This is a genomic window from Faunimonas sp. B44 (assembly GCF_052655945.1).
Genome location: NZ_JBQYEX010000002.1, coordinates 1 through 17835 on the forward strand (window position 1 = coordinate 1; position 17835 = coordinate 17835).

Here is a 17835-nt window from a genome sequence, read left to right on the forward strand (position 1 = left end):
ATAACGAGCAGAGGGCAGGGCGCGCCTTCCCGGCGCGCCCGCTCTTTCCAGAGGCATTGAAATGAACGGACAGAATATCCGGATCCGGCTGAAGGCGTTCGATCATCGTGTGCTCGATACGTCGACGGCGGAGATCGTATCGACCGCCAAACGGACCGGTGCGCAGATTCGCGGCCCGATTCCGCTTCCGACCCGGATTGAGAAGTTCACGGTGAACCGCTCGCCGCACGTCGACAAGAAGAGTCGCGAGCAGTTCGAGATCCGCACCCACAAGCGGCTGCTCGACATCATTGACCCGACCCCGCAGACGGTGGACGCGCTGATGAAGCTCGACCTGGCTGCCGGTGTCGATGTCGAGATCAAGCTCTAGGGCAAGGCCCTGACGAGGTAGAAGACCATGCGTTCAGGCGTGATCGCACAGAAGCTGGGCATGACCCGCGTCTACACGGAAGCCGGCGAGCAGGTGCCCGTCACGGTTCTCCGCGTCGACGGCTGCCAGGTCGTTGCACAGCGTACGGAAGACAAGGACGGCTACACCGCGCTGCAGATCGGCGTCGGTCGTGCCAAGGCGAAGAACACGACCAAGGCCATGCGCGGGCATTTCGCGAAGGCCGAAGTCGAGCCGAAGCGCAAGATGGCGGAGTTCCGGGTGAGCCCGGAGAACCTCGTCGACGTGGGCGCCGAGATCACCGCGGAGCATTTCGTTCCGGGCCAGTTCGTCGACGTGACGGGCACCTCGATCGGCAAGGGCTTCGCCGGCGTCATGAAGCGGCACAATTTCGGCGGCCTGCGCGCCACGCACGGCGTCTCGGTCTCGCACCGCTCGCACGGCTCGACCGGCCAGCGCCAGGACCCCGGCAAGGTGTTCAAGGGCAAGAAGATGGCCGGCCACATGGGCGACGTGCGCGTCACGACGCAGAACCTGCAGGTCGTGCGCACCGATGCCGAACAGGGCCTGATCCTGATCCGCGGCGCCGTTCCGGGTGCCAAGGGCGGCTGGCTCCTGGTGCGCGATGCCGTGAAGAGAAAGGCGCCGGAAGGCCTTCCGCTGCCGGCGGCGATCCGCGCTCGCGGCGAGACTGCGGCTCCGGCCGAGACGGCCGCCGAGGCCGGAGGAGAGGCGTGATGCAGTTCGATGTGAAGACGCTAGACGGCGAAGCCGCCGGCAGCATCACGGTCTCGGAGGCGGTGTTCGGCCTCGAGCCGCGCGCCGACATCCTTCAGCGCATGGTGCGCTACCAGCTCGCCAAGCGGCAGCAGGGCTCGCACAAGACGAAGGGTCGCTCCGAGATCAAGGCGACCTCGAAGAAGATGTACCGGCAGAAGGGCACCGGCTCCGCCCGGCACGGCAACAAGGCTGCGCCGCAGTTCCGCGGCGGCGGCAAGGCGTTCGGCCCGGTCGTTCGCGACCATGCCATCGACTTGCCGAAGAAGGTCCGCGCGCTCGCTCTGCGCCACGCGCTTTCGGCCAAGGCCCGCGCCGAGGCCATCGTGGTGGTGGACGACCTGAAGAGCGCGGACGCCAAGACGAAGGCGCTGCTTGCGCGCTTCGGCGGGCTCGGCCTGACCAATGCGCTGATCGTGGGCGGCAGCGAGATCGACGAGGGTTTCGGCCGCGCGGCCAGGAACATCCCGCAGATCGACGTGCTGCCGATCCAGGGCATCAACGTCTACGACATTCTGCGCCGTGACCGGCTGGTCCTGACCAGGGCCGCGGTCGAGGCGCTCGAGGAGCGGTTCAAATGACCGACCTGAGGCATTACGACACGATCATCGCTCCGGTGATCACCGAGAAGTCGACCATGGCGTCCGAGCACAACAAGGTCGTCTTCAAGGTCGCGAACAAGGCGACGAAGCCGGAGATCAAGGCGGCCGTCGAGGCGCTCTTCAGCGTCAAGGTCGACAAGGTGAACACGCTCGTCCGCAAGGGCAAGAACAAGCGGTTCCGGGGCATCGCCGGTCGCCAGAAGGACTTCAAGAAGGCGGTCGTGACCCTCGCCGAGGGCCATTCGATCGACGTGACGACCGGGCTGTGAGCCGGAACGGATAGGAATCGGGAATAATCCGATGGCACTGAAGAGCTTCAATCCGACGACGCCGGGCCAGCGCCAGTTGGTCCTGGTCGACCGTTCGGGCCTCTGGAAGGGCAAGCCCGTGAAGGGGCTGACCGAGGGGCTGACCAAGAGCGGCGGGCGGAACAATCTCGGCCGCGTGACGGCCCGCCGGCGCGGCGGCGGTCACAAGCGGACCTATCGCCTGATCGACTTCAAGCGGACGAAGTTCGACGTGCCGGCGACGGTCGAACGGCTCGAATACGATCCGAACCGCTCCGCCTTCATCGCGCTGATCCGCTACGAGGACGGCGAGCAGTCCTACATCCTCGCGCCGCAGCGGCTCGCGGAAGGGGACACGGTGGTGTCCGGGCAGAGCGTCGACGTGAAGCCCGGCAACGCCATGCCGCTGCGCTCGATCCCGGTCGGCACGATCATCCACAACATCGAGCTGAAGCCGGGCAAGGGCGGCCAGATGGCGCGCGCCGCCGGCGCCTATGCCCAGATCGTCGGCCGCGACCAGGGCTATGCGATCCTGCGCATGAACTCCGGGGAGCAGCGCCTGGTGCACGGCTCGTGCATGGGCACGATCGGCGCGGTGTCGAACCCGGACCACGCCAATATCAGCCTCGGCAAGGCGGGCCGGTCCCGCTGGGCCGGCAAGCGGCCGAGCGTTCGCGGCGTCGCCATGAACCCGATCGACCACCCGCATGGCGGCGGCGAGGGCCGGACGTCTGGCGGCCGGCACCCGGTCACACCGTGGGGCAAGCCGACCAAGGGCAAGAAGACCCGCACCAACAAGGCAACGCAAAAGTACATCCTGCGCTCGCGCCACGCCCGCAAGGGCCGCTGAGCGGCACCAGGTTAGGAGACAAGAGTGGCACGTTCAGTCTGGAAAGGTCCGTTCTTCGACGGATACCTGCTGAAGAAGGCGGAGAAGGTGCGGGAGTCCGGCCGCAACGAGATCATCAGGATCTGGAGCCGACGCTCGACCATCCTGCCGCAGTTCGTGGGGCTGACCTTCGGCGTCTACAACGGCCAGAAGCACGTCCCGGTGCAGGTGAGCGAGGACATGATCGGCCACAAGTTCGGCGAGTTCTCGCCGACGCGGACCTATTACGGGCACGCGGCCGACAAGAAGGCGAGAAGGAAGTAAGCCATGGGCAAGCCGAAGCGCGAGCGGACGCTGAAGGATAACGAGGCGCAGGCGGTTGCGCGCATGATGCGCGTCAGCCCGCAGAAGCTGAACCTCGTCGCCGGGCTGATCCGCGGCAAGAAGGTCTCCGCGGCGCTCGCCGATCTGGAGTTCTCGCGCAAGCGCATCGCCGTCCAGGTCAAGAAGACCTTGGAGAGCGCCATTGCGAATGCGGAGAACAATCACGATCTGGACGTCGACAGCCTGATCGTCGCCGAAGCCCATGTCGGCAAGGCGCTCGTCATGAAGCGGTTCCGGCCGCGGGCGCGCGGCCGGGTCGGCAAGATCATGAAGCCGTTCTCGAACCTCACCGTGGTGGTTCGGGAAGTCGAAGAAACCGCCTGAGGACGAGAGAGATGGGTCAGAAGGTCAATCCGATCGGGCTTCGCCTCGGCATCAACAAGACCTGGGATTCGCGCTGGTTCGCGGATGCGGGCGAGTACGGCAGCCTGCTGCACGAGGACATCCGCATCCGCGAGGCCCTGATGAAGGACCTCAAGCAGGCGGCGGTGTCGAAGATCGTGATCGAGCGCCCGCACAAGAAGTGCCGCGTGACCATCCATTCGGCCCGGCCGGGGATTGTCATCGGCAAGAAGGGCGCCGATATCGAGAAGCTCCGCCGCAAGGTGGCGCGCATGACGACCTCGGAAGTGCACCTCAACATCGTCGAGGTGCGCAAGCCCGAGATCGACGCCAACCTCGTCGCGCAGTCGATCGCGCAGCAGCTCGAGCGCCGCGTGGCGTTCCGGCGGGCGATGAAGCGTGCGGTGCAGTCGGCCATGCGGCTCGGCGCCCAGGGCATCCGGATCAATTGCGGTGGCCGCCTCGGCGGCGCCGAGATCGCCCGGACCGAGTGGTACCGCGAGGGGCGCGTGCCGCTCCACACGCTGCGGGCGGACATCGATTTCGGTACGGCCACGGCGCACACCGCCTACGGCACGATCGGCATTAAGGTGTGGATCTTCAAGGGCGAGATCCTCGAGCACGACCCGATGGCCTCCGAGCGGCGGCAGTCGGAGGGCGGCGGCGAGGGTCAGCGCCGGAGCCACGCGGCCTAGGTCGCGGCGAGGATTAAGAGAGAAGAACAATGCTGCAACCGAAGCGCACCAAGTTTCGCAAGGCGTTCAAGGGCCGCATCCACGGCACCTCGAAGGGCGGAACGCTGCTCAATTTCGGCTCTTTCGGGCTGAAGGCGCTGGAGCCGGAGCGGGTGACCGCGCGTCAGATCGAAGCCGCCCGCCGCGCCATCACGCGTCACATGAAGCGTGCCGGCCGCGTCTGGATCCGGATCTTTCCGGACGTGCCGGTCTCGGCCAAGCCGACCGAGGTCCGCATGGGCAAGGGCAAGGGCTCGCCGGAATATTGGGCGGCCCGGGTCCATCCCGGCCGGATCATGTTCGAGATCGACGGTGTCGGCGAGGACGTGGCACGCGAGGCGCTTCGCCTCGGCGCCGCCAAGCTGCCGATCCGCACCCGCGTCGTGACGCGGATCGCCGAGTAACGGAGCCGATGATGAAGGCCAGCGACATCCGCACGAAGACGGTCGACGAGCTCGGCGACGAGCTCGAGCGGCTGAAGAAGGAACAGTTCAACCTCCGGTTCCAGCGGGCGACCGGGCAGTTGGAGAAGACGGCGCGCATCCGCGAGGTCCGTCGCGACATCGCGCGGATCAAGACGATCGCCGCCGCGAAGCGCGCGTCGGAAGCGAAGGCATAGGAGAGAGCGATGCCGAAGAGATTGCTGCAGGGCATCGTCGTCAGCGACAAGGCCGACCAGACCGTGGTCGTCAAGGTCGAGCGCCGCTTCACGCACCCGCTGCTGAAGAAGACCGTGCGCCGGACGAAGAACTACCACGCGCACGACCCGGAGAACCGGTTCAAGACCGGCGACACGGTGGTGATCCAGGAGAGCCGGCCGATTTCCAAGACGAAGTCCTGGGTCGTGGTCGGCAACGAATTCCCGGCCTGACGACCGGAAAGAACAAGAACCATGGCATACGGCGGGCCTAGGCCCGCACGTGCAAGAGAAGAGGACGTCGCGCCATGATCCAGATGCAGACGAACCTGGACGTCGCTGACAATTCCGGGGCCCGCCGGGTCCAGTGCATCAAGGTGCTCGGCGGTTCCAAGCGGAAGTACGCCCAGGTCGGCGACGTCATCGTCGTCTCGATCAAGGAGGCGATTCCGCGCGGCCGCGTGAAGAAGGGCGACGTGATGAAGGCCGTGGTGGTGCGCACCGCGAAGGACATCCGCCGCCAGGACGGCAGCGTGATCCGGTTCGACCGGAATGCCGCGGTCCTGATCGACAACAAGAAGGAGCCGATCGGCACCCGCATCTTCGGACCGGTGCCGCGCGAGCTCCGCGCCAAGAACCACATGAAGATCATTTCGCTGGCGCCGGAGGTGCTGTGATGGCGGCTAAGATCCGCAAGGGCGACCAGGTGGTCGTGCTCACCGGCCGCGACAAGGGGCGCACCGGCGAGGTCATCCAGGTGATGCCCAAGGAGAATCGCGCGCTCGTCCGCGGCGTCAACGTGGTGACACGCCACCAGCGCCAGTCGGGCGCCCAGGAGGGCGGGCTGATCCGCAAGGAATCGCCGATCCACCTGTCGAACATCGCGCTCAAGGACCGGGAAACCGGCAAGCCGACGCGCGTTGGCTTCAAGATTCTGGAAGACGGACGCAAGGTGCGGGTCGCCAAGCGTTCGGGAGAGACGATCGATGGCTGATACGAGCGCGCCGGAGCGGGCGGATGGCCCCCGGCTGAAGAACTTCTACCGCGACGAGGTCGTGCCGAAGCTCATGGAGCAGTTCGGCTACAAGAACCCGATGATGGTGCCGCGGCTGGACAAGATCGTCCTGAACATGGGCGTCGGCGAGGCCGTCGGCGATTCCAAGAAGGTGCAGGCTGCGGCCGAGGACCTCGCCATGATCACCGGTCAGAAGCCGGTCATCACCAAGGCGCGGAAGTCGATCGCGACCTTCAAGCTCCGCGAGGGCATGTCGATCGGCGCGAAGGCGACGCTGCGCAAGGACCGCATGTTCGAGTTCCTGGACCGCCTGGTCACCGTCGCGCTGCCGCGCGTCCGGGACTTCCGCGGCCTGAACCCGAAGAGCTTCGACGGCCGTGGCAACTATGCCATGGGCATCAAGGAGCACATCGTGTTCCCGGAGATCAACTACGACAAGGTTGATCAGATCTGGGGTATGGACGTGATCGTCTGCACGACTGCGAAGACTGACGAGGAGGCACGCGCCCTTCTCAAGGCGATGAACTTCCCGTTCCGGCAGTGAACCGGGCGGATTGAGAGGTCGAGACGATGGCGAAGAAGAGCGCGATCGAGAAGAACAAGCGCCGGGCGCAGATGGCGGACCGGTACCGGGCGAAGCGCGCCCAGCTGAAGGCGATGGCCGCGGACGAGAGCCTGAGCGATCAGGAGCGCTTCACGGCGCGGCTGAAGCTCGCGGAGCTGCCGCGGAACTCGTCGCCGACGCGGGTGCGGAACCGGTGCGAGGTGACGGGTCGCCCGCGCGCCTATTACCGGAAGCTCAGGATGAGCCGTATCGCGCTGCGCGAGCTGGGCGGGGACGGCAAGATCCCCGGCCTCGTGAAGTCGAGCTGGTAGGAGAGCGCGGATGCTCATGAACGATCCCCTCGGGGACATGCTGACCCGGATCCGCAACGCGCAGATGCGCGGCCGCGGGACGGTCACGACGCCGGCTTCCTCGCTTCGGGCCCGTGTGCTCGAGGTGCTGCAGGCGGAAGGCTACATTCGCGGCTATGCCGAGGCGACGACGGACAACGGCAAGGCCGAGTTCCAGATCGAGCTGAAGTACTATGACGGCCAGCCGGTCATCCGGGAGATCCAGAGGGTCTCGAAGCCGGGCCGGCGCGTCTATGCTTCCGTGCGCAACATTCCCCGCGTCTCCGACGGCCTGGGCGTTTCGATCCTGTCCACCCCGAAGGGCGTGATGACGGATCATGAGGCGCGCACGCAGAACGTCGGCGGCGAGGTTCTCTGCCGCGTGTTCTGAACGCGGAAATCGAACAGGTACGAAACAGATGTCTCGAATTGGCAAGAAGCCGGTCGCCGTACCGCAGGGCGTGCAGGCGAATGTCGAAGGCCAGACCGTCCGGGCCAAGGGGCCGAAGGGCGAGCTCGTCGTCGTGCTTGCGGATCGCGTCGCGGTGGCGCAGACCGACGAGGGGATCAAGGTCGACCCGCGCGACGATTCGAAGGAGGCCCGCTCGCAGTGGGGGATGTCCCGCACGCTCGTGCAGAACATCGTCACCGGCGTCTCCAGCGGGTTCGAGAAGCGGCTCGAGATCAGCGGCGTCGGCTACCGCGCCCAGGTCCAGGGCCAGGCGCTCAATCTGGCGCTCGGCTACAGCCACGACGTGGCCTATCCGATTCCGGAAGGGATCCAGATCCAGTGCCCGAGGCCGACGGAGATCGTCGTCAGCGGGATCGACAAGCAGCAGGTCGGCCAGGTCGCCGCCGAGATCCGCGCCTACCGGCCGCCGGAGCCCTACAAGGGCAAGGGCGTGAAGTACGCGAACGAGTTCATCTTCCGCAAGGAAGGCAAGAAGAAGTAACGGGGTCGCTATGGCTACGAACAAATCCAGCGAGGACCGCCGCAAGGGTCGGGTCCGCAAGGCGATCAAGCGGGCCGCGAACGGCCGGCCGCGGCTCTCCGTCTTCCGCTCCTCCAAGCACATCTACGTCCAGGTGATCGACGACGTGCGCGGCCACACGGTGGCTGCAGCGTCGACCCTGGAGAAGGCGCTGTCGGAGGAACTCAAGTCCGGCGCGGACAAGGCGGCCGCGACCGCCGTCGGCAAGCTGATCGCGGAGCGCGCGAAGGCGGCGGGCGTCGATCGCGTCGTGTTCGACCGCGGCGCTTACATCTATCACGGGCGCGTCAAGGCGCTGGCCGATGCCGCACGCGAGGGCGGCCTCGAGTTCTGAGCGCGGCTCGCTGACACACGAACGAACGGAATTTATCATGGCGCAACGGGAACGGCAGCACGGGCGCGATCGGCACGGCGAACGCGAGGAAAGCGAGTTCGTCGACAAGCTCGTCCACATCAACCGCGTGGCGAAGGTGGTGAAGGGCGGCCGGCGCTTCGGCTTCGCGGCGCTCGTCGTCGTCGGCGATCAGCGCGGCCGGGTCGGTTTCGGCCACGGCAAGGCGCGCGAGGTGCCCGAGGCGATCCGCAAGGCGACCGAAGCGGCGAAGCGCGGCCTGATCCGCGTCGCCCTTCGCGAGGGCCGGACGCTGCATCACGACGTCGCCGGCCGGCATGGCGCGGGCAAGGTGATCGTGCGCGCCGCACCGGCGGGCACCGGCATCATCGCGGGCGGCCCGATGCGCGCCGTCTTCGAGACGCTCGGCATTCAGGACGTGGTGGCGAAGTCGCTCGGCACGTCGAATCCGTACAACATGATCCGGGCCACGTTCGACGCGCTGAAGCGCGAGGACAGCCCGCGCTCGGTCGCCGCCCGTCGCGGCCTGAAGGTGTCCAGCCTGCAGGCTCGCCGTCGCGATGCCGACCAGGCGGCGGCCCAGGAGGCCTGACCATGGCGACCACCGGAAAGACCATCACGGTCGAGCAGATCGGCAGCCCGATCCGCCGCCCGGTCGTCCAGCGCCAGACGCTGATCGGCCTCGGCCTGAACAAGATGCGCCGCCGTGCGACGCTGAACGACACGCCCGAAGTGCGCGGCATGATCGCGTCCGTCAGCCACCTCGTCCGGATCGTGGACGAGGCCTGACCGGCTCCAACGCCAGGGATTGAACCCGATGAAGTTGAACGAACTCACCGACAACGAAGGCGCGAACAAGACGCGCAAGCGCGTCGGCCGCGGCATCGGCTCCGGCAAGGGCAAGACCGCCGGCCGCGGCGTGAAGGGACAGAAGTCGCGCACCGGCGTGGCCATCAAGGGCTTCGAGGGCGGACAGATGCCGCTCCATCGCCGCCTGCCGAAGCGGGGCTTCACCAATGTCTCGGCGCGCGATTTTGCCGAGGTCACTCTGGGTCGCCTGCAGACGGCCGTCGACGCCGGAAAGCTCGACGTCGCGGAGACGATCGACGGCGCCGCCCTCAAGCGCGCCGGCGTGATCCGTCGCGAGAAGGACGGCGTGCGCGTCCTCGGCGGCGGGGAGCTCACGGCCAAGCTGGACCTCGACGTCGCCGGCGCCACGCGCTCCGCGATCGAGGCTGTCGAGAAGGCGGGCGGCACGATAAAGGTCGCCCAGAAGGCGGAAGCCGCGGACGCGACCGCGTAGCGGACGCCGATCGGAGTTCACATGGCTTCAGCAGCCGAGCAGCTTGCCGCCAACTTGAATTTCGGCGCCTTCTCCAAGGCGACCGAACTCAAGAAGCGGATTTGGTTCACCCTGGGCGCGCTGCTCGTTTATCGGCTCGGAACGTACATTCCGCTGCCGGGCATCAACATCGAGGCCCTGCAGCAGGCGTTCCAGCAGCAGTCCCAGGGCATCCTGGGCATGTTCAACATGTTTGCCGGGGGCGCCGTCGAGCGCATGGCGATCTTCGCCCTCGGCATCATGCCCTACATCTCCGCCTCCATCATCGTGCAGCTGATGACCGCGGTCGTGCCGCGTCTCGAGCAGCTGAAGAAGGAGGGGGAGCAGGGCCGCAAGGTCATCAACCAGTACACGCGCTACCTGACCGTGCTGCTCGCGATCGTGCAGTCCTACGGCATCGCCGTCGGGCTGGAGGGCTCGCAGAGCGCGATCGTGGCGGATCCCGGCTGGTTCTTCCGGTTCACGGCGGTCGTCACGCTGACGGGCGGCACGATGTTCCTGATGTGGCTCGGCGAGCAGATCACCGCGCGCGGCATCGGGAACGGCATCTCCCTCATCATCTTCGCCGGCATCGTGGCGGGTCTTCCCTCGGCCATTGCCGGGACGCTCGAGCTCGGGCGCCAAGGCGCGGTATCAACTGCGCTGATCCTCGGCGTGATCGTCCTCGCCGTCGTCGTCATCGCCTTCATCGTCTTCATGGAGCGGGCCCAGCGGCGGCTTCTGATCCAGTACCCGAAGCGTCAGGTCGGGAACCGGATGTTCCAGGGGGATTCGTCCCATCTGCCGCTGAAGCTCAACACGTCGGGGGTGATCCCGCCGATCTTCGCGTCGTCGCTGCTGCTGCTGCCCATCACCATCGCGAACTTTTCCGCGGGGCAGGGGCCGCAATGGCTGACCACCGTCACCGCGCTGCTCGGCCACGGCCAGCCGCTCTACATGGTCTTCTACGGCGGCCTGATCGCGTTCTTCACCTTCTTCTACACGGCCGTGGTGTTCAATCCGAAGGACACGGCCGAGCAGCTGAAGAAGCATGGCGGCTTCATTCCGGGCATCCGGCCCGGCCAGCGGACGGCCGAGTACATCGACTACGTGCTGACGCGCATCACGGCAGTCGGGGCGATTTATCTCGTGATCGTCTGCCTGCTGCCCGAGTTCCTGATCGCGCAGGCCGCGCTGCCCTTCTATTTCGGCGGCACGTCGCTGCTGATCGTGGTGAGCGTGACGATGGACACCGTCTCACAGGTTCAGGGCCACCTGCTTGCCCATCAGTACGAAGGACTGGTCAAGAAGGCGAAGCTCAGGGGGCGGCGTCGATGAGGTTGATCATGCTCGGTCCACCCGGGGCCGGGAAGGGGACGCAGGCGCAGCGGCTCGCCGCTTCGCGCGGGCTGGTTCAGCTCTCGACCGGCGACATGCTGCGGGCGGCCGTCGCCGCCGGCACGCCGACCGGCCGGGAGGCGAAGGCGATCATGGATGCCGGCCGGCTGGTGCCGGACGAGATCGTCGTCGGAATCATTTCCGAGCGGCTGGATCAGCCCGACGTCAGGAACGGCTTCATCCTGGACGGATTCCCGCGCACGCTGCCCCAGGCGGATGCGCTGGAGACGCTGCTCGCCGCCAAGCGCGTTCCGCTCGACGTGGTGATCCTGCTCGAGGTGGACGACGACGTCCTCGTGCAGCGCGTCGCCGGCCGCTACACCTGTGCGTCGTGCGGCGAAGGGTATCACGACACGCTGAAGGTTCCGGCGCGCGAAGGCGTCTGCGACCGCTGCGGAGCGACCACCTTCAAGCGGCGGCCCGACGACAATGCGGACACCATGCGCCAGCGGCTGCAAGCCTACTACAAGGAAACGTCGCCGCTGATCGGCTACTATTACGCCAAGCGCAAGCTGCGGATCGTGGACGGGATGGCGGAGATCGACGAGGTGAGCCGCCAGATCGAGGCCGTGGTCGCCGGTCTTCCTGAACTCCAGGGCGCGGCGGAATAGGCACTCAAGGCGGTTGACGGGCGGCTGCCGAGACATTAAGTGGCACCAATCCTGAAGAGTATGGGATCGGTGCCGGAAGCCCGAGGGTATCCGGGGCCGGTTCTTTGCGTTTCCGGTCCGAGTCAATTGGCAAGGGCGCTCGACCGGTCGGCGGCGCGGCAGAGGAGCTTCAGACGTGGCACGTATCGCTGGCGTCAATATTCCGACGAACAAGCGCGTCCTGATCGCGCTGCAGTACATTCACGGCATCGGGTCGGCGAAGGCTCGGGAGATCGTCGAGAAGGTGGGGATCCCGGAGGCGCGGCGCGTCAACGAGCTGTCCGACGCCGAGGTGCTGCAGATCCGCGAGACGATCGACCGCGACTACATGGTCGAAGGCGACCTGCGCCGCGACACCGCGATGAACATCAAGCGGCTGATGGATCTCGGATGCTATCGCGGACTGCGCCATCGGCGCGGCCTGCCGGTTCGGGGGCAGCGGACGCACACCAATGCGCGCACCCGCAAGGGTCCGGCCAAGCCGATCGCCGGCAAGAAGAAGTAAGACGCGAGCTGGGATCCAGAACCGATGGCGAAAGACACCACCCGCGTCAAAAGGCGCGAACGCAAGAACATCACGTCGGGCATCGCCCATGTGAGCTCGACCTTCAACAACACCATGATCACGATCACCGACGTGCAGGGCAACACGATTGCCTGGTCGTCGGCCGGCGCCATGGGGTTCAAGGGCTCGCGCAAGTCGACCCCTTACGCCGCCCAGATGGCTGCCGAGACGGCTGCGCGCAAGGCGCAGGACCACGGCATGCGCACCCTCGAGGTCGAGGTGTCCGGGCCCGGCTCCGGCCGCGAATCGGCGCTGCGCGCGCTGCAGGCCGCAGGGTTCACGATCACCACGATCCGTGACGTCACTCCCATCCCGCACAATGGCTGCCGGCCGCCCAAGCGGCGCCGCGTCTGAGCGGGACTTCCCGTAGGCCGCCGCTGGCGGCCTCGCTTTTCGAGAGGTAGACCTCGTGATCCAGAAGAACTGGCAGGATCTCATCAAGCCGGAAAAGCTCGAGGTGAAGCACGGTTCCGATCGTCGCCGCATCGCGACCGTCGTTGCCGAGCCGCTCGAGCGCGGCTTCGGCCTGACGCTCGGCAACGCGCTGCGCCGCGTGCTGCTGTCGTCGCTCCAGGGCGCGGCCGTGACCAGCGTGCAGATCGACGGCGTCCTGCACGAATTTTCCTCGATCGCCGGCGTGCGTGAGGACGTGACCGACATCGTCCTCAACATCAAGGAGATCGCGATCCGGATGCAGGGCGAGGGCCCGAAGCGGATGACGCTCCGCAAGCAGGGTCCCGGCCCGGTGACCGCCGGCGACATCAACACGGTCGGCGACGTCGAGATCCTCAATCCCGAGCTCGTGCTCTGCACCCTCGACGAGGGCGCGGACATCCGCATGGAGCTGACGGTCGACACCGGCAAGGGCTACGTGGCCGCGGACCGGAACCGGCCCGAGGACGCGCCGATCGGGCTGATCCCAGTGGACAGCCTCTATTCGCCGGTGAAGAAGGTCTCCTACCGGGTCGAGAACACGCGCGAAGGCCAGGTTCTCGACTACGACAAGCTGACGCTGAGCCTGGAGACCGACGGCTCCGTGAAGCCCGAGGACGCGATCGCCTATGCGGCGCGCATCCTGCAGGACCAGCTGTCGATCTTCGTCTCCTTCGAGGAGCCGAAGAAGGAGACCATCGAGGAGGCCACGCCCGAACTCGCGTTCAACCCGGCGCTCCTCAAGAAGGTGGACGAGCTCGAGCTCTCGGTGCGTTCGGCCAACTGCCTGAAGAACGACAACATCGTCTATATCGGCGACCTCATCCAGAAGACCGAGGCGGAGATGCTCCGGACCCCGAACTTCGGACGGAAGTCGCTGAACGAGATCAAGGAAGTGCTCGCCTCCATGGGCCTGCACCTCGGCATGGAAGTGCCGAACTGGCCGCCCGAGAACATCGACGAGCTGGCCAAGCGCTTCGAGGACCAGTACTGAGACTTCGCCCACGGCGTGAGCCGCCGGCAGAACAAGGAGAAGGGCCATGCGCCACGGCAAATCCGGCCGCAAGCTGAACCGCACCTCTAGCCACCGCCAGGCGATGTTCGCCAACATGGCGGCGTCGCTGATCCAGCACGAGCAGATCGTGACGACGCTGCCGAAGGCGAAGGAGCTGCGGCCGATCGTCGAGAAGCTCATCACGCTCGCCAAGCGCGGCGACCTCCACGCCCGGCGCGTGGCGGCTTCCCGGCTGCGCGACGAGGAGATGGTCAAGAAGCTCTTCGAGACGCTCGGCCCGCGCTACGCGGAGCGGAACGGCGGCTACACGCGGGTGCTGAAGGCCGGCTTCCGCTACGGCGACAACGCGCCCGTCGGCGTCATCGAGTTCGTCGATCGCGACGAATCGGCGAGGGGCGCCGGCGACCGTGCCCGCGTCGAGGCCGAGGAGCAGGCCGAGGAAGCGGCTGCCTGAGCCGCCTCGCGCAGCAATTATCGAGAATTGAAGGGGCCTCAGCGGGCCCCTTCTTCGTTCTGGCCGCCTAATGTTGCAGCGCGGCGAGGTTCGGTCCCGGCATGCAGAAGACCTTCGGATAACTGCCGGCGGTCACCAGGTGGGAGCTTGCGGCGAAGCGGAGCCCATCCGAGAGGCATCCGCTCTGGGAGCGGGCCTGTTCGGGAACGGCGATCCAGTGGACGGCTGTGGGCTTGCTGCATTCCATCGCCGGTACGGCTGTCAGGCAGATGGCAATCCAAACGGTGTAAAGCATCGATGGCTCCTGATCGTGCAGAGCCTCACCGTCGGCGTTTCCTGCCTTTCCCCATGCAACCGCCGTGCCATACGATGTCGGGCCTCCGATGCCGGCATCGTCCTCAGTTGCCGGCGCCCTTGGCAATGGAATCGAGCCCCGCCTGGTAGATGCCTTCGATGATCCCTGCCGCGTCCGCATCGGACGCGTCGTGGGCCACGAACGAACCTTTCCAGTCGATCCGCGTACCGTCGGCCTCGCCGCTGACGGAAAGGGTCGAGCGGTAATTGCGCACAGGAAGCGGGGATTCGAGGATTTCGTAGCTGTAGCCGGTGTCCGTCGCCTCGACGAGGCGCTCGCGAATGGTGCCGCCGCCTTCCAGCGTCAGCGTCCGCACGGTTTCCCCGTTCTCCCGGGTTTCTTCGCATTCGGCGACGGCGGGGTGCCAATCCCCGATCGCGCAGAAGTCTCCGATCTCCGCCCACAGATCGGCGGGTTTGGCCGCCACTGTCGCGGACTTCGACACCTCCAGCGCCAGGGCAGGTGTGGTAAGCAGCACCGGCAGGACGACAGCCGCCAGCAACGAGCCGATTCGCATGTTCGATGCCTCCCTCTTGAGAGCAGCCTCCGTGGAGCGTCCGCCCACGCTGAGGCGGCACGATGGTAACGTCGTCCGCGAGGGCGCTGCCACAACTTTATCGGCCGGGCGCAGGCAGGGAAGAGCGGAATGACGACAATGCTGCGCTTGATCGGAGCCGCCTGTGCACTCGTCCTCGCCTGTGCGGCACCGGGCCATGCGGACACGGAGGTTCCGGCGACGCGGCAGGCGATTGAGCTCTCCTTCTCGCCGATCGTGAAGCAGGCTGCACCGGCGGTCGTGAACGTCTATGCGACCGAGCGGGTGCGCGTGCGTTCGCCCTTCGAAGGCGATCCGTTCTTCGAGCGCTTCTTCGGCCTGTCCGATCCGTTCGGTCGCCCGCGCGAACGGCCCCGGCAATCGCTCGGGTCGGGCGTGGTGGTCGGCGCGGGCGGCGTGATCGTCACCAATCACCACGTGATCGCCAACGCCACCGAGGTGAAGATCTCTTCGGCGGACGGGCGCGAATTCCCGGCGGAGATCCTTCTCAGCGATGAGCGCACCGACCTGGCTGTTCTGCGCGCGAGCGAGGCCGGTGACGCCTTGCCCGTGCTTCAGTTCGCCGATTCGGACGAGCTGGAGGTCGGCGACCTGGTGCTCGCCATCGGCAACCCGTTCGGCGTCGGGCAGACGGTGACGAGCGGGATCGTCTCCGCCGTCGCCCGCACCGAGATCGGCATCACCGACATGGCGTTCTTCATCCAGACGGACGCGGCCATCAATCCCGGCAATTCCGGCGGCGCGCTGGTCGACGTGAAGGGCAGGGTGGTGGGCATCAACACGGCGATCTTCTCGCGCAGCGGCGGCTCGCTCGGCATCGGTTTCGCAATTCCCTCGAACATGGTGAGGACCGTCGTCGCGCAGGCCGTGAGCGGCGGCACGGAGGTTGTGCGGCCGTGGATCGGCGCGGCCTACCAGACCGTGACGCAGGACATCGCCCGCTCGCTCGACCTCGACCGTCCGCGCGGAGCGCTCGTCACCCGGGTCGACCGCCGGTCGCCGGCGGAGGCTGCCGGGATGAAGGTCGGCGATCTCGTGACCGCCGTCGACGGACGCGAGATCGCCAATGCCGGGGAACTGGAATACCGCCTCGCGCTGGCTCCTCTGGACAGCGAGGTCGCGTTCGCGGTGCTGAGGAACGGCCGGGAGCACAGTCTGGCCGTGCGCGTCGGCCGCCCGCCCGAAAGCGGTCCGCCGGTCATGATCGGCGGACGTGGACCGCTCGCCGGCGCGACCGTCGCCGATCTCTCCCCGGCGCTTGCCGAACGCCTTCGGGTCCGATCGAGCGGCGAAGGCGTGGCCGTGGTTGCGGTCGATCCCCGTTCGCCTGCGGCCCGGCTCGGCCTCCAGCCGGGTGACGTCATCCTGCAGGCGCAGGGCGAGAAGATCGCGGAGGCGGCGCAGCTGAAGGCGATCGGGGAGACGCCGAGCCGGATGTGGCGGCTCAGCATCGACCGCCAGGGCAAGGTCTCCAACGTCGTGATCGGCGGATGAGCCCTACGGACCTGTTCCAGGCGGCGGGCCTCTCCAAGGAAGCGCCGCAGCCGCTCGCGGATCGGCTTCGCCCCAGGGAGCTCGCGGATGTGGTCGGCCAGGAGCATCTCGTCGGGGCCGACGGAACGCTCACCCGCATGCTGCGCTCGGGGCGGGTCGGCTCGCTCGTCTTCTGGGGGCCGCCGGGCACGGGCAAGACGACGGTCGCCCGGCTCCTCGCGCGCGAGACGGACCTCGCGTTCCAGCAGATTTCCGCGATCTTCTCCGGCGTTGCCGACCTCAAGAAGGTGTTCGAGCAGGCGCGCGGGCGGCGCCAGATCGGGCAGGGAACGCTTCTCTTCGTCGACGAGATCCACCGCTTCAACAAGGCCCAGCAGGACGCCTTCCTTCCGGTCATGGAGGACGGGACGATCACGCTTGTCGGCGCGACGACCGAGAACCCGTCCTTCGAGCTCAATGCGGCGCTGCTGTCGCGGGCGAGCGTGCTCGTCTTCAAGCCGCTCGGGGCGGATGCGCTGGACCTCCTCCTGCAGAGGGCGGAGCGCGAGGAGGGGAGGCCGCTCCCGCTCGATGCCGGCGCCCGCGCCGCTCTCGTTCGCATGGCGGACGGCGACGGGCGCGCCGCCATCTCGCTCGCCGAGGAGGTGTGGCGGGCGGCGGCGCCGGGCGAGGCCTTCGACGCGGAACGCCTGGCTGCCGTGCTCCAGCGGCGGGCCCCCATCTACGACAAGGCCGCCGACGGTCACTACAACCTCATCTCGGCCCTGCACAAAGCCGTGCGGGGATCCGACCCGCAGGCGGCCCTCTATTACCTCTGCCGGATGATCGATGCCGGCGAGGACCCGATGTTTCTCGCCCGGCGGCTGATCCGCATGGCGGTCGAGGACATCGGCCTTGCCGATCCACAGGCGCTCGTCGTCTGCAATGCGGCTCGGGACGCGTACCACATGCTCGGCTCGCCGGAGGGCGAACTGGCGCTCGCCAATGCCTGCCTCTATCTCGCGGCGGCGCCGAAATCGAATGCCGCCTACGTCGCCTACAAGGCGGCGATGCGGACGGCGAAGGAGGCCGGCTCGCTGCCCCCGCCGAAGCACATCCTCAACGCGCCGACCAGGCTCATGAAGGACGAGGGCTACGGCGCCGGCTACGAGTACGACCACGACGCGCCGGACGCCTTCTCCGGCCAGGACTACTTCCCCGCCGAACTGCCCCGGCAGGAGTTCTACCGCCCCACCGAGCGCGGCTTCGAGAAGGAGCTTGCGGCCCGGATTGCGCGCTGGAATCGTTTACGTTCCGAGCGTGGCTGACAGGACGCTGCTGCTCCTCTATTGACGGTGTGGCCTTCGCCCGCGCGCGGCGAAG

Annotated in this window: 31 protein-coding genes; 29 read left to right on the forward strand and 2 right to left on the reverse strand. The window is 67.1% G+C overall.

The annotated features are described in order from the left end of the window. Positions 1 to 61: 61 nt before the first annotated feature. The 27 genes from rpsJ to rplQ all read left to right on the forward strand — a co-directional run bounded on the left by rpsJ (position 62) and on the right by rplQ (position 14068). Positions 62 to 370 (forward strand): 30S ribosomal protein S10, encoded by a 309-nt coding sequence (rpsJ, locus tag ACUN0C_RS03105; RefSeq protein WP_445464866.1) that lies wholly within the window; start codon positions 62 to 64, stop codon positions 368 to 370. A gap of 27 nt (positions 371 to 397) precedes the next feature. After that, the gene (rplC, locus tag ACUN0C_RS03110; protein WP_445464867.1) at positions 398 to 1126 is read left to right on the forward strand and encodes a 50S ribosomal protein L3; all 729 of its coding nucleotides are present in this window, start codon (positions 398 to 400) and stop codon (positions 1124 to 1126) included. Continuing rightward, complete coding sequence (gene rplD, locus ACUN0C_RS03115; RefSeq protein WP_445464868.1) at positions 1126 to 1746, forward strand: 50S ribosomal protein L4; 621 nt, start codon at positions 1126 to 1128, stop codon at positions 1744 to 1746. The genes rplC and rplD overlap by 1 nt, the downstream gene beginning before the upstream one ends. Beyond that, on the forward strand, positions 1743 to 2036 hold the full coding sequence (locus ACUN0C_RS03120) for a 50S ribosomal protein L23 (protein ID WP_445464869.1): 294 nt from the start codon (positions 1743 to 1745) through the stop codon (positions 2034 to 2036). The genes rplD and ACUN0C_RS03120 overlap by 4 nt, the downstream gene beginning before the upstream one ends. A 31-nt stretch (positions 2037 to 2067) precedes the next feature. After that, complete coding sequence (gene rplB, locus ACUN0C_RS03125; RefSeq protein ID WP_445464870.1) at positions 2068 to 2904, forward strand: 50S ribosomal protein L2; 837 nt, start codon at positions 2068 to 2070, stop codon at positions 2902 to 2904. Between the two features lie 24 nt (positions 2905 to 2928). Further along, the gene (gene rpsS / locus ACUN0C_RS03130) at positions 2929 to 3207 is read left to right on the forward strand and encodes a 30S ribosomal protein S19 (RefSeq protein ID WP_445464871.1); all 279 of its coding nucleotides are present in this window, start codon (positions 2929 to 2931) and stop codon (positions 3205 to 3207) included. Between the two features lie 3 nt (positions 3208 to 3210). Continuing rightward, positions 3211 to 3591, forward strand: coding sequence for a 50S ribosomal protein L22 (gene rplV / locus ACUN0C_RS03135; RefSeq protein ID WP_445464872.1), 381 nt, complete (start codon positions 3211 to 3213; stop codon positions 3589 to 3591). Between the two features lie 11 nt (positions 3592 to 3602). Continuing rightward, positions 3603 to 4304, forward strand: coding sequence for a 30S ribosomal protein S3 (gene rpsC / locus ACUN0C_RS03140; RefSeq protein ID WP_445464873.1), 702 nt, complete (start codon positions 3603 to 3605; stop codon positions 4302 to 4304). A 29-nt stretch (positions 4305 to 4333) separates the two neighbouring features. Beyond that, positions 4334 to 4747 (forward strand): 50S ribosomal protein L16, encoded by a 414-nt coding sequence (gene rplP / locus ACUN0C_RS03145; protein WP_445464874.1) that lies wholly within the window; start codon positions 4334 to 4336, stop codon positions 4745 to 4747. A gap of 11 nt (positions 4748 to 4758) precedes the next feature. Continuing rightward, complete coding sequence (rpmC, locus tag ACUN0C_RS03150) at positions 4759 to 4962, forward strand: 50S ribosomal protein L29 (protein WP_445464875.1); 204 nt, start codon at positions 4759 to 4761, stop codon at positions 4960 to 4962. 9 nt (positions 4963 to 4971) lie between these two features. After that, the gene (gene rpsQ / locus ACUN0C_RS03155) at positions 4972 to 5214 is read left to right on the forward strand and encodes a 30S ribosomal protein S17 (RefSeq protein WP_445464876.1); all 243 of its coding nucleotides are present in this window, start codon (positions 4972 to 4974) and stop codon (positions 5212 to 5214) included. 74 nt (positions 5215 to 5288) lie between these two features. Continuing rightward, positions 5289 to 5657, forward strand: a complete 369-nt coding sequence (rplN, locus tag ACUN0C_RS03160) for a 50S ribosomal protein L14 (RefSeq protein ID WP_445464877.1) — start codon at positions 5289 to 5291, stop codon at positions 5655 to 5657. Next, positions 5657 to 5974: a 50S ribosomal protein L24 gene (gene rplX / locus ACUN0C_RS03165; RefSeq protein WP_445464878.1), complete on the forward strand. Its 318-nt coding sequence runs from the start codon at positions 5657 to 5659 to the stop codon at positions 5972 to 5974. Before rplN ends, rplX begins: the two co-directional genes overlap by 1 nt. Next, complete coding sequence (gene rplE, locus ACUN0C_RS03170; RefSeq protein WP_445464879.1) at positions 5967 to 6539, forward strand: 50S ribosomal protein L5; 573 nt, start codon at positions 5967 to 5969, stop codon at positions 6537 to 6539. The genes rplX and rplE overlap by 8 nt, the downstream gene beginning before the upstream one ends. Before the next feature lie 26 nt (positions 6540 to 6565). Next, the gene (rpsN, locus tag ACUN0C_RS03175) at positions 6566 to 6871 is read left to right on the forward strand and encodes a 30S ribosomal protein S14 (protein WP_445464880.1); all 306 of its coding nucleotides are present in this window, start codon (positions 6566 to 6568) and stop codon (positions 6869 to 6871) included. 10 nt (positions 6872 to 6881) lie between these two features. Beyond that, on the forward strand, positions 6882 to 7280 hold the full coding sequence (gene rpsH, locus ACUN0C_RS03180) for a 30S ribosomal protein S8 (protein ID WP_445464881.1): 399 nt from the start codon (positions 6882 to 6884) through the stop codon (positions 7278 to 7280). Positions 7281 to 7308: 28 nt separating this feature from the next. Continuing rightward, entirely contained in the window at positions 7309 to 7842 is a 534-nt protein-coding gene (rplF, locus tag ACUN0C_RS03185; RefSeq protein ID WP_445464882.1) for a 50S ribosomal protein L6, read from the forward strand. 10 nt (positions 7843 to 7852) lie between these two features. After that, entirely contained in the window at positions 7853 to 8215 is a 363-nt protein-coding gene (gene rplR, locus ACUN0C_RS03190; RefSeq protein ID WP_445464883.1) for a 50S ribosomal protein L18, read from the forward strand. A gap of 37 nt (positions 8216 to 8252) precedes the next feature. Next, the gene (gene rpsE, locus ACUN0C_RS03195) at positions 8253 to 8825 is read left to right on the forward strand and encodes a 30S ribosomal protein S5 (protein WP_445464884.1); all 573 of its coding nucleotides are present in this window, start codon (positions 8253 to 8255) and stop codon (positions 8823 to 8825) included. Between the two features lie 2 nt (positions 8826 to 8827). Continuing rightward, positions 8828 to 9022 carry a 50S ribosomal protein L30 gene (gene rpmD, locus ACUN0C_RS03200; RefSeq protein ID WP_445464885.1) on the forward strand — a complete coding sequence of 65 codons (195 nt, stop codon included), beginning with the start codon at positions 8828 to 8830 and terminating at the stop codon, positions 9020 to 9022. A gap of 28 nt (positions 9023 to 9050) precedes the next feature. Beyond that, a complete protein-coding gene (rplO, locus tag ACUN0C_RS03205) occupies positions 9051 to 9536 on the forward strand; it encodes a 50S ribosomal protein L15 (protein ID WP_445464886.1) in 486 nt (161 codons plus the stop codon). A 21-nt stretch (positions 9537 to 9557) separates the two neighbouring features. Beyond that, positions 9558 to 10892 (forward strand): preprotein translocase subunit SecY, encoded by a 1335-nt coding sequence (secY, locus tag ACUN0C_RS03210; RefSeq protein ID WP_445464887.1) that lies wholly within the window; start codon positions 9558 to 9560, stop codon positions 10890 to 10892. Then, on the forward strand, positions 10889 to 11563 hold the full coding sequence (locus tag ACUN0C_RS03215; RefSeq protein ID WP_445464888.1) for an adenylate kinase: 675 nt from the start codon (positions 10889 to 10891) through the stop codon (positions 11561 to 11563). The genes secY and ACUN0C_RS03215 overlap by 4 nt, the downstream gene beginning before the upstream one ends. 175 nt (positions 11564 to 11738) lie before the next feature. Next, entirely contained in the window at positions 11739 to 12107 is a 369-nt protein-coding gene (gene rpsM, locus ACUN0C_RS03220; RefSeq protein WP_445464889.1) for a 30S ribosomal protein S13, read from the forward strand. Between the two features lie 24 nt (positions 12108 to 12131). Next, a complete protein-coding gene (gene rpsK, locus ACUN0C_RS03225; RefSeq protein WP_445464890.1) occupies positions 12132 to 12521 on the forward strand; it encodes a 30S ribosomal protein S11 in 390 nt (129 codons plus the stop codon). Positions 12522 to 12576: 55 nt separating this feature from the next. Then, on the forward strand, positions 12577 to 13593 hold the full coding sequence (locus ACUN0C_RS03230) for a DNA-directed RNA polymerase subunit alpha (protein ID WP_445464891.1): 1017 nt from the start codon (positions 12577 to 12579) through the stop codon (positions 13591 to 13593). 46 nt (positions 13594 to 13639) lie between these two features. Continuing rightward, a complete protein-coding gene (gene rplQ, locus ACUN0C_RS03235; RefSeq protein ID WP_445464892.1) occupies positions 13640 to 14068 on the forward strand; it encodes a 50S ribosomal protein L17 in 429 nt (142 codons plus the stop codon). 67 nt (positions 14069 to 14135) lie between these two features. On the opposite strand, the gene ACUN0C_RS03240 is transcribed toward rplQ, so the two are convergent. Next, entirely contained in the window at positions 14136 to 14363 is a 228-nt protein-coding gene (locus tag ACUN0C_RS03240; RefSeq protein WP_445464893.1) for a hypothetical protein, read from the reverse strand. Positions 14364 to 14466: 103 nt separating this feature from the next. Further along, positions 14467 to 14940: an SRPBCC family protein gene (locus ACUN0C_RS03245; protein WP_445464894.1), complete on the reverse strand. Its 474-nt coding sequence runs from the start codon at positions 14938 to 14940 to the stop codon at positions 14467 to 14469. Between the two features lie 129 nt (positions 14941 to 15069). Between ACUN0C_RS03245 and ACUN0C_RS03250 the strand changes: the two genes are divergently transcribed. Both ACUN0C_RS03250 and ACUN0C_RS03255 read left to right on the forward strand, forming a co-directional pair. Next, positions 15070 to 16473, forward strand: coding sequence for a Do family serine endopeptidase (locus tag ACUN0C_RS03250; protein ID WP_445464895.1), 1404 nt, complete (start codon positions 15070 to 15072; stop codon positions 16471 to 16473). Then, positions 16470 to 17780, forward strand: a complete 1311-nt coding sequence (locus ACUN0C_RS03255) for a replication-associated recombination protein A (protein ID WP_445464896.1) — start codon at positions 16470 to 16472, stop codon at positions 17778 to 17780. Before ACUN0C_RS03250 ends, ACUN0C_RS03255 begins: the two co-directional genes overlap by 4 nt. Positions 17781 to 17835: the final 55 nt, after the last annotated feature.